Genomic DNA, 13,919 nt, shown 5'->3' on the forward strand with positions numbered 1-13,919 from the left:
GGTCTGATGTTATTAATCGCGCTGTTGCTTACGCGATGGGTCGAGCAATACGGCAAGAACGATCAATGCGCCTTTGATAATTTGTTGGTAATACGATTGCACGCCGAGCAGATCGAGGCCGTTATTCATCACCCCGATAATCAGCACGCCGAAGAAGGTGCCGACCAGCGTACCGACACCGCCGGCCATGCTGGTGCCACCGATCACCACCGCCGCGATGGCGTCCAGCTCATACCCTGCGCCGGCGTTGGTCTGCGCCGAACCGGTGCGTGCGGTGAGGATCAGGCCGGCGATGCCGGCCAGTGCGCCGCACAGCGTATACACCAGTATTTTGATGCGGGTGACGTTAATCCCCGAGGTGCGCGCGCTTTTCGGGTTGCCGCCGACGGCGTAGATGTAACGCCCGAAGAGGGTTTTATTCAGCACCAGCCAGGCGAGGGCGAACAGCACGATGAAGATGATGACGGGCACCGGAACGCCGCCGACATAGCCATTGCCTAACCAGCGGAAATCGCTGTTCAATTGCGATACTGGATTGCCGTTGGTGGTCAACATGGTCAACCCGCGCGCCGCGGAGAGCATGCCCATGGTGACGATAAACGGCTGCAGCCGATAACGGGCTAACACGGTGCCGTTCACCAGGCCGCAAACGATGCCGATGCCCAGCGCCACAATCAGCGGCGCCATGACGGCGGTCGCGGTGTCGCCGATAGCCAATCCGCTGTTGTTGGTGGCGAAACGGGCGGCGACGATCCCGCTTAACGCCAGCACCGAGCCCACGGAGAGATCGACGCCGGCCGTAATGATGACGAAGGTCATGCCGATCGCCAGAATGCCGTTGATCGAGACCTGGCGCAGGACGATCAGGGTGTTTTCATTGCTGAGAAAATAATTGCTGCTCCAGGCCCCCTGAGCGACCTGATATTCGCCAATCAGCGCCACGATCAGGCACAGGGCGAAAAAGGCGATGATAATGCCGTATTTGTGCATACGGCGCTTATTGCGGGTGAAAAATGAAATTCCTGGTGATAAGGAGTGGGCGCTGCTCATTTTTTTTCTCTCTCTGTTAAACCGCAAGTTTCATCAGTGCTGCCTGGGTCGCATCGGCCGCCGAAAGCTCGCCGGCCAACTGCCCGTCACGAAACACCAATATGCGATCGCTCATGCCGATAATTTCCGAAAGCTCGGAGGAAACCATGATGATCCCTTTGTTTTGCAAGGCGAACTCCGACATAAATCGGTAGATCTCTTTCTTGGCGCCGACGTCGATGCCGCGCGTCGGCTCGTCGAGCAGCAAAACCTCCGGATCCAGCAGCGCCCAACGGCCCAGCACCACTTTTTGCTGGTTGCCGCCGCTCAGGTTACCCACGGGTTGTTCGCCATCGTGGGTTTTAACGTTGAAGCGCTGGATCATGTCGCGGGTTCGCGCCTGCTCCCGTTTCTCGCTGACAAACCCCATCCGGCTGATGCCGGCAAAAGAGGCGATATTGATGTTTTCACTGACGGAACGGCACAGCACTAGGCCGGTTTCCTTGCGATCTTCCGTCACGTAGGCAATACCGCTGTCGATGGCCTTGCGCGGAGAATGGCGGTTCAGCGTCTTGTCACCCAAGCGGATCGTGCCGCTGTCGGCATGCTGAATGCCGAAGATAAGATCGAGAAACTCGCTGCGGCCCGAGCCCACCAGGCCGTAGATGCCCAGGATCTCACCGTGCTTCAGTTGCAGGCTGATATCTTTTATCTTGCTGCGCCAACACAGGTTGTTGACCTCCAGCAAGACCTCTTCACCGGGCTGATTGAATTTGGCGAACTCGCTGTCGTACTCGCCGCCAATAATGTGTTCGATCAGCTGCTCACGGGTAATGTCAGCGATATAGCCTTCATGGATATAGGCGCCGTCGCGGAAAATGGTGTAGCTGTCCGCGATTTGGAATATCTCTGACAAACGGTGGGAGACGTATATAATGCCTTTACCTTTCGCCGCCAGCTGCTGAAGCGTCTGAAAGATTTTTTGCGCATCCTCCTCGCCAATCGCCGAGGTGGGTTCATCCATGATGATGATGTCGGCATTGGCATGCGACAGCGCTTTGGCGATCTCGACCAACTGCTGCTCGGCGACGCTCAGGTTGCGCATTTTCTCTCGGGCGTCGATCTTGAAATCGAGTTCCTTGAGCAAGCTGGTGGTGCGTTGATTGAGCGTCGCGAAGTCGACGAACCCCAGGCGCCTCGGCTCGCGGCCCAGCCAAATGTTTTCGGCCACCGTCAGATCCGGGATCGCGCTCAGCTCCTGCTGCACGATGGCGATGCCGGCGTTGAGGGCTTCCCGGGGATGATGAAATTCACAGCGTTGGCCATTGATAAAAATGTCGCCGCCATCGGGTTGAATAAAGCCCATCAGAATGCTGAGAAAGGTGGATTTACCCGCGCCGTTGCCGCCGCACAGGGCATGGATGGATCCACGCCGCAGGCAAAACTCCGCATTCTTGAGCGCCACGACCGGGCCAAAAGCTTTCCTGACGCCGCTGACCTCCAGCAGGTAGGCGGGCGCTTGCGTCTGGGGATCTCGCGTCACAGTTGCACCTCCGGATAGGTCTGCTGCAAGCGTTGCAGGTACCGTTGATAAAGCGTCTCGTATTGCGCCTGTCTGCCAGCATGTGGCCGTGTGCGCGTGGCCTCATCCAGCGCAACGAAACGCTGGCACAGTTCGGCCAGCAACGCGCCGGCGTTCCGCTGCGGATCGTCGGCCAACGTCGTCGCCCACATCGCCTGAATGGCGCCGCCCAGCGCGGCGGTCTCTTTGGCTTTCAGACAGACTACCGGGCACCCCATCACGTCCGCGACGATTTGTCGCCAGGCGGCGCTGCGGGCGCCGCCGCCGGTGAGGCGGATCTCGCGCGCTTCAATGCCCTGACGGCGAAACAGCTCGATGCCATAGCGCAACCCATACGTAGCGCTTTCGACTACCGCCAGGCAGAGATTGGCACGGGTAAAATTGTCGCTATCGAGGTTATGCAGACTGGCGCGCGCGTGGGGCAACGGCGGAACACGTTCGCCATTGAAGAACGGCAGCATCTCGACACCGCCTGCACCGGGCGCGGCCTGCGTCAACAAAGCGTTAAAGCCGGCAAGGTCTTCGTCCAGCAGCGTTTGTACCGCAGTGGTGGCCGAGGTGACATTCATGGTGCAAATCAATGGCAGCCACCCGTTGGTGCTGGAGCAGAAGCCGGCAATCATGTCCGACTCCGCCGCGACGGGGGCGGCAGACCAGGCGAATAGCGTGCCGGAGGTGCCCAGACTCAGGGTAAGGGTGCCGGCCTCGATGTTGCCGGAACCGATGGCCGCCATCATGTTGTCGCCGCCGCCGGTCGATACCCGAACTGCCGGGCCGAGGCCGAGTTTTTCCGCGGCGGCGGGGCGCACCGTGCCGATGCAGCATTCCGCGCTTTTGAGCGGCGGCAGGGCTTGCCACAGGCGGCCGCTGTCGTCGATGAGATCGACCGCGGTTTTGCTCCAGCGACGGGTGCGTACATCGAACAACCCGGTGCCGGAAGCGTCGCCATATTCCGCTACGCGCTCCCCGGTCAGCCAGAAGTTCAAATAATCATGAGGCAACAACACGGTGTGCAGTTTTGCCCAGAGCGCCGGATGGTGTGTTTTGAACCAAAGGATTTTTGACGCGGTATAACCGGTGGCGATCCGCAGGCCGAGTGTTTCCAGCGAGCCGTTGGCTCCGCCGAGCTGTTGCAGGAGCCGTTCGTTTTCCTCTGCGGTTTCGGTATCGCACCACAGCTTGACGCTGTGCAGCACGTTGCCGTCTGCGTCCAGTGGCACAAACCCATGTTGTTGGCCCGAGACCCCCAGAGCATGAATCTCCCGTGCATCAACGCCGGCGTTAGTCACGGCTTGGCGAAAAGCGATGACTAACGCCTCAATCCACCAGTCGGCCTCTTGTTCGCGCCGGCCATTGGCTTGGCTGATGAGACGGTGAGGGGCGTTGCCCTCACCGAGGATCACGCCCTGTGTGCTGTCGACAATCACGACTTTCGTGCCTTGCGTACCGCAGTCTATGCCAGCATAGAGCGCCATAGGATCACTCCATTTCCAGCATGATTTTGATGTCCGAGGCATGTCCTGCCGCCGCGCGCTCGAAAGCGGCTACGCTGTCGGAAAACTTGTAGGTTTGGCTTATCAACGGTTGGACGCGCAATTTGCCGCTGCTCAACAGCCGCAGCGTGCGCGGGTACATGTTGGCGTAGCGGAAAATGGTCTTGAAGGTGATTTCCTTGGCCTGCGCGGCGACGATATCCATCGGCGCGGCATCGATCGGCATGCCGACCAGCACGGCGGTCGCCCCGGGCGCCGCATGCTCGGCCAGCGTAGCGATAGCCGGTTTGGCGCCGCTGCATTCAAACACGACATCGGCGCCATTGCCGCTGGTGAGCGCGGCCACTTTCCCCGCCAGGTCGCCGGTTTTGATATTGACGGCGTGCAGCCCCTCATAACTGGCCGCCACGGCGAGTTTTTCGTCAAACAGGTCGCAGATAATGACGTCCGAACAGCCGCCCGCCAGCGCCGCGAGGGCGGTGACCACGCCGATCGGCCCGGCGCCGATCACCAGTGCGATATCGCCGGGTTTGATCCCGGCTTTGGTGGCCGCTTGCATGCCGATGGCTAAGGGTTCCACCATGGCGCCCTCAGCGAAACTGACGTTGTCCGGCAATCTGAACGTGAAGGCGGCGGGGTGGATGACGGTTTCGCGCAGGCAGCCGTGCACCGGTGGCGTCGCCCAGAAGCGAACGGCGGGATCCAGATTGTAAATCCCGGCGCGCGTCTGCGCCGAGTTGAGGTCGGGAATGCCGGGCTCCATGCAAACGCGATCGCCGACGCTGAGGTGAGTGACGTTTTTACCGGTCGCGAGCACCACGCCGGCGGCTTCATGGCCGAGCACCATCGGGGCGTTAACCACGAACGGGCCAATGCGGCCATGTTGGTAATAGTGCACATCGCTGCCGCAGATGCCCACGGAATGAATTTTTATCTGCACATCATCGGGCCCCAGCGTTTCGGCAAGCTGGACGTCCTCGATAGCGATTTCCCCCGCTTTGGCCAACACTAATGCTTTCATATTGCCTCCTGGTGAATCATTTTTATGGTAACGGTATCATTTCAATGCGGCGATAGTGGGCTAAAGCGGGGGGTTAAACTGTGATCGATGTTGGAATTACTCGACGGGAGTTAATTTTGCTGGTGGGTTGTTATTCAATATAGGGATGAAGATCACAAAATCGGCGATGCAATGACGGTTTTAATATCAGCATGCTGATATCGATACCGTTACTTTGCAGGGGAAATGATGAACAAACAACAACGTGCCATAGCCGCTACGCTGGAATACTTGCGTGAGGCGGACATTGTTTTGACTGAGGAAGAACAGCAACGTATTGAAATTGCGACGTTTGGCTTGGCTGACTATCCCGTCTCAGGGCTGCAACTGCTGACCTATGTCAACTCACCTCGGTATTGCGCGAAAGAGCTGGTGCTGTTTCCTGGTCAGACTTGCCCGGAACATTTACATCCTCCCTTTGCCGGCACACCCGGCAAGCAAGAGACGTTCCGTTGCCGTTGGGGAGAGGTGTTTTTGTTTGTCGATGATGAAAACCTGACGCTTAATGATGCCGGCGGCGAACCGGTATGTCGGGTGCCAGAGGGCGCAGAACCTTGGTACACCTGCAATCGCTATATTCTCTTGCGGCCTGGCGAACAATACACCATCGCACCCAATACCCGGCACTGGTTTCAGGCTGGAAAGCGGGGCGCAGTGGTGTCCGAGTTCTCTTCCGAGAGTCGTGACGAGCTGGATATCTTTACCGATCCCCGGATTAACCGCCTAGCAGGCGTAAACCATTAGCGCCACGATGAAAGTTCTGTCATGATGTTGCCAATGGTACAAAATGATACTTTAAGCTAAGGAGCTGCATTTGGCAGTGGGTCGAGGACGGAAAGCGACGCTGGCTAGCGTGGCCGCACAGGCAAACGTCAGTAAAATCACCGCGTCGCGGGCATTTTCACAGCCGGACAAGGTTCATCCGGAAACGCTGCGCCGCATTCGGGAGACGGCTGCCGAACTCGGTTATGTGGTCAATGCCGCGGCGCGCAACCTGCGGGCGAAAAGCAGCAGAACCATTGGCATCGTCAACCCGGATATGGCCAACCCGTTCTTTGGCGGCCTGACACGCCTGATGACGCTTGAAGCGCAAAAAATGGGGTACGACACCCTGGTGTTCGACTCCTATGAGTCTCAGGAAAGCGAAGACAGAATCATCGACAAACTGATTGGCTACAACGTCGATGCGATCATTCTCTCGGTCATTTCCAACGATCATCTGTACCAGCCTTCCTATCTAAAACGGTTGGAAACATTGAATATCCCGGTGGTGCTGATCGACCGGGAACTGGACAATCGCCACTGCAGCGGCGTGTATATCGATAACCTGGACTGCGGTCTCCAGGCGGGGCGCTGGCTTTTGGAACAGAAAGCGCAGCGGGTGGTGGTGGTGTCCGGACCGGAGAACTCCAACGTTGCACGGGACAGGGTCACAGGGCTGCAGGCGGCGTTGCAAGGGAAAGTGGCGTCGTTTGAAGTGCTGTATGCCGATTTCTTTATGGACGTCGCCTGGCAAGAGACGAGCCGCTGGCTGGCCAATCACCGCGCGCCGGACTTTTTCGTCGGCTGCAATAACCAGATCTCCCTGGGTATCATCAAGGCCTGTATCGAACATCGGCTGCCGTTGATGCAGGACGTGTCGCTGTTCAGCATCGATGAGGTTTCGCATGCCGAGATCTACGGTTTCCATTTCCCTTGCGTGTCGCATGATTTGCAAGAGATCGCCTGGCAAGCCTTGAATCTGGCGATCCGTCGTATTGCCGACCCCGAGATCAAACCGGGCAAGGTGGTGGTGCGAGGAAAACTCGTCGCGTAACGGCGCACCCGTTCTCCTTATCCTTCATTTTTCAGCGTGTTGCGCTGTTTTTGGCTCATCCCGCCCGGCGGGACGGATGAGCAGCCACAAACCGCTTCCTGCCGTCGCCGCGCCTAGCAGCATGGGCCAGGAAAGGGGTTCATTGAACATTAATCCCGCCCAACAGAAGGTAACGAAGGGACTGAGAAACAGCAGGCTCGTCACGCGCAGCGCAGAAGTGAGCCTTAGACACAACCAGTACAGGCCGTAACCGGCCAGCGTCGCCAGTAGCGCGTTCCAAAGCACGCCGATCGCAAACCCCGTCGTTACCGTGGGCAGCAGCGGGCCTTCATTGCCGGCCAGCGCGGCGAAAGCCAGCGCCGAAACCGCGCTTTGTATCCCCAGCGAGGCCGGCAAACTCATTGCGTGCGCCCGCGGCAGCCGTTCCTGCCACAGGGTTGCCAGCGCGAGCGAGAGCATCCCCGCCAGCGGCAACAGGTAACTCCACAATGGGGCTTCTCCCCATGAGATGGCGCTGCCGGTCGCCAGCGTTACCCCGCTAACCCCCAAGGTTAAGCCGGACCAAACGCGACCATCGGGCAGACGGCGTTGCAACAGCATGCTCAGCAGCGCGGTGCCGAGAGGGAGCAAATCGGCGATGAGGGCGGCCAACCCGGCCGGCACGCCATATTCGATGCCTTTGCTGACGCCGGTCAGGTAACCGGTCATGGCGAGCAACCCAATCCCGGCGTGAACCGCTATCGTCAGCGGAGATGCGCGCCTGATGACGCTCAGACTAAACGGCAGCAACGCGAGAGCGACGACCACGCAGCGCCAGAACGCTACCAGCAACACCGGCGCGTAATCGGCGGCGAAGCGGATGCCGACGAAACCGGAGCTCCAGGCCACGATCAGCAGAACCTCGGCCGCAGCCAGCCAGAGGGCGGCTTTGCCGCGATGTTTGCCGCCGTGGGACGAGGGGCGAAATGATGGCAGGGACATGATGGTCACCTCCTTTCCGCCCGATGGTAGTGTGTGGCTATAATTTAATAAATCGAATAATTTTCGTTCAGTTGTTTAATGGAGTTAAATCATGCGGCCGACATTGGATATCGATCTCTTGCGCACTTTTCACGCCATTGCACGTTTGGGGCAATTTCGCGCGGCGGCGGCATTTGTCAATCGCAGCCCCGCCGCCGTGAGCGTGCATATCCAGCGCCTGGAACAGGTGGTGGGCGGCCGCCTGCTGGAGCGTGACAATCAGGCCGTGGTGCTGACGCCGCTGGGAAGCAAGCTGCTGGCATCGACGCTCGGGCTGCTGAGCGCCCATGACGATATTCTGCGGGAACTGCAGGGCGCGCCGCTAAGCGGCCATATCAAATTGGGATTGCCTGATGAGTACGCTTCTCATGTGATACGCCATATTTTGCCGCGGTTTGCCGACAGTTTCCCCGCGGTGGAGCTGGAGGTCTCTACCGCTGCCAGTCAGGCGCTGGTGGAACAAATTGGCCGTAATCGGCTGCATCTTGCGCTGGTGGTTCAACCCTCGAAGAGACAGTGTCCGACACCGCTCGCGGTGACAGTACCAGTGTGGGTTGGAGGCCGTTCGCTGGCGCTGCAGGCTAACCGGCCGCTGCCGCTGGCATTGCATGCCGCCGATTGCCCTTATCGTGAGGCTATGATCGATGCATTGACCAGGGCGGGAAGGCATTGGCGAGTGGTTGTGAGCAGCCCTTCGGCCAGCGTGGTGGCGGCTGCCATCGAGGCAGGATTGGCCGTCACGCTGCTTGACCGCGCACGGGTTTCGGCGGCGATGCGGATACTCGACGAATTGCCTTCGGTCGTACCACATGAAGTGCAACTGCTCCGTTCTGCCACGGCCGCCAGCCAACCGGCGGTGGCGATGCTGGAAAGCGTCATCGGTGAGTATTTACGGGGGGAAACATGAATATCGGCCGCGTGGGGAAGACGAATCGAGCATGACGGTGACGGAGAGATGTGGCTAGCGCCGGGAACGCTGTATCGCGGGGCGTTCCCGGTATTCGAGGGCTGGAGATCAGAACACCTGTTTGAACGGCTTCACCGTCACGTCGGCATAGACGCCGGCGGCGATATAGGGATCCTGCTGCGCCCAGGCCTGGGCTTCCGCCAGCGAGGCGAATTCGGCGATCACCGTTGAACCGGTAAAGCCGGCGGCGCCGGGATCGTTGCTGTCGATGGCCGGGTTAGGGCCGGCGACCACCAGGCGGCCGGCGTCGCGCAGCGCCTGCAGGCGCGCCAGGTGTGCCGGGCGCACCGCCAGACGGTTTTCCAGCGAGTTGGGGACGTCTTGCGCGTAGATCAGATAAAGCATGTTTCACCTTTAAAATCATGGCTATAAAACGGTGCTACCAAGGTAGCGCAAAAGGCGCGGCAGGGGAACGGTACGCGGCGAATTTCCCCGCGGATTGGCGCTTATGCCTTGAAGCCGCTACTTTTTATTCGTATAGTGCGGCGCGCTTAAACTGATATGCCATTGAGGTGAGGACATGACGGAACTGGTAAGGGAAAAACTCGATTTGCCGGCGGGCAAAAGTAAACTGCTGCTGCACTCTTGCTGCGCGCCCTGTTCCGGCGAAGTGATGGAAGCGATCCAGGCGTCCGGGATCGAGTACGCCATTTTCTTCTATAACCCCAACATTCACCCGCAAAAAGAGTATCTGCTGCGCAAGGAAGAGAACATCCGTTTCGCCGAGCAGCACGGGGTGCCGATTATCGATGCCGATTACGACACCGACAACTGGTTCGCCCGCGCCAAGGGGATGGAGAATGAGCCGGAGCGCGGTATCCGCTGCACCATGTGTTTCGACATGCGCTTCGAGCGCACGGCGCTGTATGCGCATGAGCATGGTTATGACACTATCTCCAGTTCGCTGGGTATCTCGCGCTGGAAGAATATGCAGCAGATCACCGACTGCGGCATCCGGGCGGCGGAAAAGTATCCCGATCTGGTGTACTGGGATTACAACTGGCGCAAGAAGGGCGGTTCGTCGCGCATGATAGAGATCAGCAAGCGCGAACGCTTCTATCAGCAGGAATACTGCGGCTGCGTCTATTCGCTGCGCGACACCAACCTGCACCGTAAGGCGCAAGGGCGACCGCTGATCAAACTGGGCGTGCTTTACTATGGTGATGAAGAATAGCGCTGACTCACCGCAATTAACCCGCTCCGGCGGGTTTTTTACTTTTTGACGCCTGCCCAAACGTTAATGAAGCGTGTCGCCCCGGCGGTAAAAAAGCAACGGCCAGGTTAATATCCTTATGAGTTTGCTGGTTTTAGCCGCGCATACTGACGATTAAAGCGATAGTTTGCCTTTCGTTATTGAATATGATTGCTATTTGCATTTAAACTTGGCGAACCAGAGGAAACAGAATCATTATGCCGCTAAAAAAGATGTTCCTTAATCGCCGTATATCCGTGCCTTTCGTCTTGTCCGTAGGCCTGCACAGCGCCCTGGTGGCGGGATTGCTTTACGCTTCGGTAAACGAAGTAGTGGAGCTGCCGAAGCCAGAGGACGCGCCGATCAGCGTCATGATGGTCAATACCGCCGCGATGGCCGAACCGCCTCCGCCGGCGCCGGCCGAGCCGGAGCCGCCGCAGATCGAACCTGAGCCGGAGCCAGAACCGGAACCTATTGTGGAGCCGCCGCCGAAGGCGATCGTGAAGCCGGAGCCGGTCAAGCCGAAACCAAAACCTAAGCCGAAGCCAAAGGTCGAAAAACAGGTCAAACCGGAGCCGAAAAAAGTCGAGCCGCGCGAACCGTCACCGTTCAACAACGATTCGCCGGCCAAGCCGATCGACAAAGCGCCGGTGAAACAGGCGCCTGCCGCGCCGGTGCAGGGCAATTCGCGCGAGGTCGTGCCGAAGGCGTTGGTGCAGTCCAAACCGATGTATCCGCCGCGCGCGCTGGCCTTACAGATTGAAGGCAGTGTTAGGGTCCAGTTTGATGTCGACAGCGATGGTCGCTTGAGTAACGTGCGTATCTTGTCGGCCGAACCGCGCAATATGTTCGAGCGCGAAGTGAAGCAGGCGCTACGCAAATGGCGCTATGAAGCCAAAGAAGCGAAAGACCTCATCGTCAACATTCGCTTCAAGCTGGATGGCTCGACCGAATTGAACTGAGGTAGATCTGGCGACAGATATCAAGCGTGTTGATCGTTTGTCGCTTCATCTGACTACCGTCCTTGACTTCCTCGCCCGATGCCTGGGCGAGGAAGCTATCCAGACCTGATAATTCACGTTGATTGTTTTACGTGGACGTCCTCTTTTGTCCTACCGCAATGCCAAATTTATCCTCATAAATATTCGCAATCTGCCGGCAAACTTCACCGTTCTCATAGCAATACTTTTACATGTCTGTTGAAAAACATTCATTTTCATCAGGTTATGAGTTTTTTTGACATGGATACGCAGGTTTTAAATTTATTCCTGTCGTGATTATGCGCCAAGTCTGGGTGAAAAATAATCCACGGTAAACATATAATATGTAATTCAGGTTTACAATAGAGGGGTGATTTGCTTGAATGCGGAGCGAGATTTGTCACTACGCCCGCTAAGCCGACGGCCACTGCATTGTTCGTCGGTGAGCGAGGGAAGGTGCGGTCTCAAACAGCCACTCAGATCAGTGAAGTCTCCGTTAATCTGTGTGACAGAACGGGGGCTGTCTGATGGGGCTGTCACTGCGAATAACATCAGGATGAAAATATGAGCTGGACGATTGATAAAGTGAAAGTGCTGTTTAATAAGCCTTTGTTGGATTTGCTCTATGATGCGCAAAAGGTGCATCGTCAACATTTTGATCCGCTGGAAATACAAATGAGCACTTTGCTGTCTGTTAAAACAGGAGGGTGCCCAGAGGACTGCAAATATTGTTCGCAAAGCGCAAGGTATAAAACAGGATTGCGGGCAGAAAAGTTGTTGCAGGTAGAAAAAGTCTTACAGTCAGCCCGTACAGCGAAAGAGGCTGGCTCCTCGAGATTTTGCATGGGAGCGGCCTGGAGTAATCCTCACGAACGCGATATGCCTTATTTGGAGGAGATGGTCAGAGGGGTTAAGGCGTTGGGATTGGAAACCTGCATGACGCTGGGAAAACTGACTGATTCTCAGGTCGAGCGATTGGCTAACGTTGGCTTAGACTACTATAGCCACAATCTGGATACCTCTCCCGAATATTATGGCAGCATCATCACAACCCGCACTTATCAGGATAGATTAACGACGATCGATAAAGTCAGGGCGGCCGGCATCAAGGTCTGCTCCGGTGGAATATTGGGTCTAGGTGAAAGTAACCTAGACCGGATAGGTCTGCTTTTGCAATTGGCCAACCTGTCTAAAGCGCCGGAAAGTGTGCCCATTAACATGCTGGTCAAGGTGGCGGGCACCCCCCTGGAAGACAGTGAGCCGGTGGATGCCTTTGACTATATCCGCGTCATTGCCGTTGCCAGAATCATGATGCCTACCTCCTACGTGCGCATCGCGGCAGGGCGCGAGAAAATGAATGAGCAAATGCAGGCCATGTGTTTTATGGCGGGGGCCAATTCAATTTTCTATGGATGCAAATTGTTAACGGCAACGAATCCCGATGAGGATCAGGATATGAAATTGATACGGAAGTTGGGTCTGAAAACACAAAAAGTGCGCCAATCACTGACAGACGAGGAAGAGGGCGCTTCATTGCTGAAAGACGTAATGACTATGGATGATGAGAAGTATTATCAGGTTATTTGATGCGGCATTTAAATATGCCCACGGATAAAGCGTCAAGCCAACAGCAGTATGCTGTTGGCTTCAATCATCTTATTCTTCGAAACCGACGCGGAAATTCATTTTGCCCTCAGGCAGCGCGCGCGAGTTGCCTTCCGCATCGACCGCCACATAGGTGAACACCGCTTCGGTCGCCCGGTAACGCTGGCCGATCGGGGCGGAAGAAACTTTCTTTACCCACACTTCGATATTGATGGTGATCGAGCTGCGTCCGGTGCGGATACAGTGCGCATAGCAGCAAACCACGTCGCCTACCGCCACCGGTTTCAGGAAGGTCATGCCGTCTACGCGCACCGTCACCACGCGCCCTTCGGCGATCTCTTTTGCCTGGATGGCGCCGCCGATGTCCATTTGCGACATCAGCCAGCCGCCGAAAATATCGCCGTTGGCATTGGTATCGGCCGGCATTGCCAGCGTGCGCAGCACCAGCTCGCCGCTGGGTAAAGGTCGTTGTTGTGTCATAGCAGTCTGCTTTTAAAAGGAAGGGATAACATCATACTGCCCGCGGCAAATGCCGCAGGCATTAACAATTTTGTAACTATTTTGTTTCTTCTGCCGGTACGTGCCGGTATTTGTAACTATTTTTTCTGTTCTTCCGGCATGTGCCGGTAAATATAGATACCGCTGAGGAGGGTGAAGACCAGCGTCAGTACCGTCAGGCCAAAGACTTTGAAATTGACCCAGACGCTTTGCGGCAGCCAGAAGGCGACATAGATGTTCGCCAGGCCGCAGGCCAGGAAGAAGATCGCCCAGGCTAGGTTAAGGTTGCTCCACACTTTGTCCGGCAGCGTCAGCTCTTTGCCCAGCATGCGCTGAACCAGCGGTTTTTTGAGCACCCATTGGCTGATCAGCAGCGCCAGCGCGAACAGCGCGTAAATCACCGTGACCTTCCATTTGATGAACAAATCGTTGTGGAACACCAGCGTCAGGGTGCCGAATACCAGCACCATCAGGAAGGTGATCAACGTCATCTTCTCGACCTTGCGGTATTTCACCCAGGTGAACACCAGCGCCAGCGCGGTGGCGACGATCAACGCGCCGGAGGCGACGTAGATGTCGTACAGCTTATAAAAAGCGAAAAAGACAATTAGCGGGAGGAAATCAAGAAACTGCTTCATAAATCAATCCATCATCTGTTCATCGGCCGACTATACCGG

At 57.0% G+C, this 13,919-nt stretch carries 14 protein-coding genes; 6 read left to right on the forward strand and 8 right to left on the reverse strand.

The window, feature by feature from the left end; genetic code table 11:
- Window positions 1-12: 12 nt before the first annotated feature.
- From N6G83_RS04470 to N6G83_RS04485, 4 genes are all read right to left on the reverse strand, one after another.
- Complete coding sequence (locus N6G83_RS04470; RefSeq protein ID WP_016927501.1) at window positions 13-990, reverse strand: ABC transporter permease; 978 nt, start codon at window positions 988-990, stop codon at window positions 13-15.
- Between the two features lie 76 nt (window positions 991-1,066).
- Window positions 1,067-2,572 carry a sugar ABC transporter ATP-binding protein gene (locus N6G83_RS04475; protein WP_060433196.1) on the reverse strand — a complete coding sequence of 502 codons (1,506 nt, stop codon included), beginning with the start codon at window positions 2,570-2,572 and terminating at the stop codon, window positions 1,067-1,069.
- Window positions 2,569-4,086, reverse strand: coding sequence for a xylulokinase (xylB, locus tag N6G83_RS04480; protein WP_197819113.1), 1,518 nt, complete (start codon window positions 4,084-4,086; stop codon window positions 2,569-2,571). The genes N6G83_RS04475 and xylB overlap by 4 nt, the downstream gene beginning before the upstream one ends.
- 4 nt (window positions 4,087-4,090) lie before the next feature.
- Window positions 4,091-5,125: an NAD(P)-dependent alcohol dehydrogenase gene (locus N6G83_RS04485; RefSeq protein WP_025303062.1), complete on the reverse strand. Its 1,035-nt coding sequence runs from the start codon at window positions 5,123-5,125 to the stop codon at window positions 4,091-4,093.
- A gap of 228 nt (window positions 5,126-5,353) precedes the next feature.
- On the opposite strand from N6G83_RS04485, the gene N6G83_RS04490 reads away from it, so the two are divergent.
- Together N6G83_RS04490 and N6G83_RS04495 are read left to right on the forward strand one after the other, a co-directional pair.
- The gene (locus tag N6G83_RS04490; RefSeq protein ID WP_025303061.1) at window positions 5,354-5,908 is read left to right on the forward strand and encodes a D-lyxose/D-mannose family sugar isomerase; all 555 of its coding nucleotides are present in this window, start codon (window positions 5,354-5,356) and stop codon (window positions 5,906-5,908) included.
- 70 nt (window positions 5,909-5,978) lie between these two features.
- Window positions 5,979-6,980 (forward strand): LacI family DNA-binding transcriptional regulator, encoded by a 1,002-nt coding sequence (locus tag N6G83_RS04495; RefSeq protein ID WP_025303060.1) that lies wholly within the window; start codon window positions 5,979-5,981, stop codon window positions 6,978-6,980.
- A gap of 24 nt (window positions 6,981-7,004) precedes the next feature.
- On the opposite strand, the gene N6G83_RS04500 is transcribed toward N6G83_RS04495, so the two are convergent.
- Entirely contained in the window at window positions 7,005-7,961 is a 957-nt protein-coding gene (locus N6G83_RS04500) for a DMT family transporter (protein ID WP_260514772.1), read from the reverse strand.
- Window positions 7,962-8,052: 91 nt separating this feature from the next.
- Here N6G83_RS04500 and N6G83_RS04505 point away from each other — a divergent pair, with 91 nt between their 5' ends.
- Window positions 8,053-8,907 (forward strand): LysR substrate-binding domain-containing protein, encoded by an 855-nt coding sequence (locus N6G83_RS04505; RefSeq protein WP_049208561.1) that lies wholly within the window; start codon window positions 8,053-8,055, stop codon window positions 8,905-8,907.
- Between the two features lie 108 nt (window positions 8,908-9,015).
- On the opposite strand, the gene N6G83_RS04510 is transcribed toward N6G83_RS04505, so the two are convergent.
- Window positions 9,016-9,312, reverse strand: a complete 297-nt coding sequence (locus tag N6G83_RS04510; protein WP_004932096.1) for a YciI family protein — start codon at window positions 9,310-9,312, stop codon at window positions 9,016-9,018.
- A 175-nt stretch (window positions 9,313-9,487) separates the two neighbouring features.
- On the opposite strand from N6G83_RS04510, the gene N6G83_RS04515 reads away from it, so the two are divergent.
- The 3 genes from N6G83_RS04515 (at window position 9,488) to bioB (ending at window position 12,726) form a co-directional block, all read left to right on the forward strand.
- Window positions 9,488-10,141, forward strand: coding sequence for an epoxyqueuosine reductase QueH (locus N6G83_RS04515; protein ID WP_025303057.1), 654 nt, complete (start codon window positions 9,488-9,490; stop codon window positions 10,139-10,141).
- A gap of 236 nt (window positions 10,142-10,377) precedes the next feature.
- Window positions 10,378-11,121: a TonB system transport protein TonB gene (gene tonB, locus N6G83_RS04520; RefSeq protein ID WP_197835978.1), complete on the forward strand. Its 744-nt coding sequence runs from the start codon at window positions 10,378-10,380 to the stop codon at window positions 11,119-11,121.
- 582 nt (window positions 11,122-11,703) lie between these two features.
- Entirely contained in the window at window positions 11,704-12,726 is a 1,023-nt protein-coding gene (gene bioB, locus N6G83_RS04525; protein WP_049205512.1) for a biotin synthase BioB, read from the forward strand.
- A 69-nt stretch (window positions 12,727-12,795) separates the two neighbouring features.
- Here bioB and yciA read toward each other — a convergent pair whose 3' ends face one another.
- Together yciA and N6G83_RS04535 are read right to left on the reverse strand one after the other, a co-directional pair.
- On the reverse strand, window positions 12,796-13,224 hold the full coding sequence (yciA, locus tag N6G83_RS04530) for an acyl-CoA thioester hydrolase YciA (RefSeq protein ID WP_004932085.1): 429 nt from the start codon (window positions 13,222-13,224) through the stop codon (window positions 12,796-12,798).
- Window positions 13,225-13,340: 116 nt separating this feature from the next.
- A complete protein-coding gene (locus N6G83_RS04535) occupies window positions 13,341-13,880 on the reverse strand; it encodes a septation protein A (RefSeq protein ID WP_016927511.1) in 540 nt (179 codons plus the stop codon).
- Window positions 13,881-13,919 lie beyond the last annotated feature (39 nt).

This window comes from Serratia sp. PL7 (assembly GCF_945957435.1).

Coding starts and splice junctions, on each gene's coding strand:
- N6G83_RS04470 (WP_016927501.1), bottom strand. CDS start 990: ATGCACAAATACGGCATTATCATCGCCTTTTTCGCCCTGTGCCTGATC.
- xylB (WP_197819113.1), bottom strand. CDS start 4,086: ATGGCGCTCTATGCTGGCATAGACTGCGGTACGCAAGGCACGAAAGTC.
- N6G83_RS04485 (WP_025303062.1), bottom strand. CDS start 5,125: ATGAAAGCATTAGTGTTGGCCAAAGCGGGGGAAATCGCTATCGAGGAC.
- N6G83_RS04490 (WP_025303061.1), top strand. CDS start 5,354: ATGAACAAACAACAACGTGCCATAGCCGCTACGCTGGAATACTTGCGT.
- N6G83_RS04500 (WP_260514772.1), bottom strand. CDS start 7,961: ATGTCCCTGCCATCATTTCGCCCCTCGTCCCACGGCGGCAAACATCGC.
- N6G83_RS04505 (WP_049208561.1), top strand. CDS start 8,053: ATGCGGCCGACATTGGATATCGATCTCTTGCGCACTTTTCACGCCATT.
- N6G83_RS04510 (WP_004932096.1), bottom strand. CDS start 9,312: ATGCTTTATCTGATCTACGCGCAAGACGTCCCCAACTCGCTGGAAAAC.
- N6G83_RS04515 (WP_025303057.1), top strand. CDS start 9,488: ATGACGGAACTGGTAAGGGAAAAACTCGATTTGCCGGCGGGCAAAAGT.
- tonB (WP_197835978.1), top strand. CDS start 10,378: ATGCCGCTAAAAAAGATGTTCCTTAATCGCCGTATATCCGTGCCTTTC.
- bioB (WP_049205512.1), top strand. CDS start 11,704: ATGAGCTGGACGATTGATAAAGTGAAAGTGCTGTTTAATAAGCCTTTG.
- yciA (WP_004932085.1), bottom strand. CDS start 13,224: ATGACACAACAACGACCTTTACCCAGCGGCGAGCTGGTGCTGCGCACG.
- N6G83_RS04535 (WP_016927511.1), bottom strand. CDS start 13,880: ATGAAGCAGTTTCTTGATTTCCTCCCGCTAATTGTCTTTTTCGCTTTT.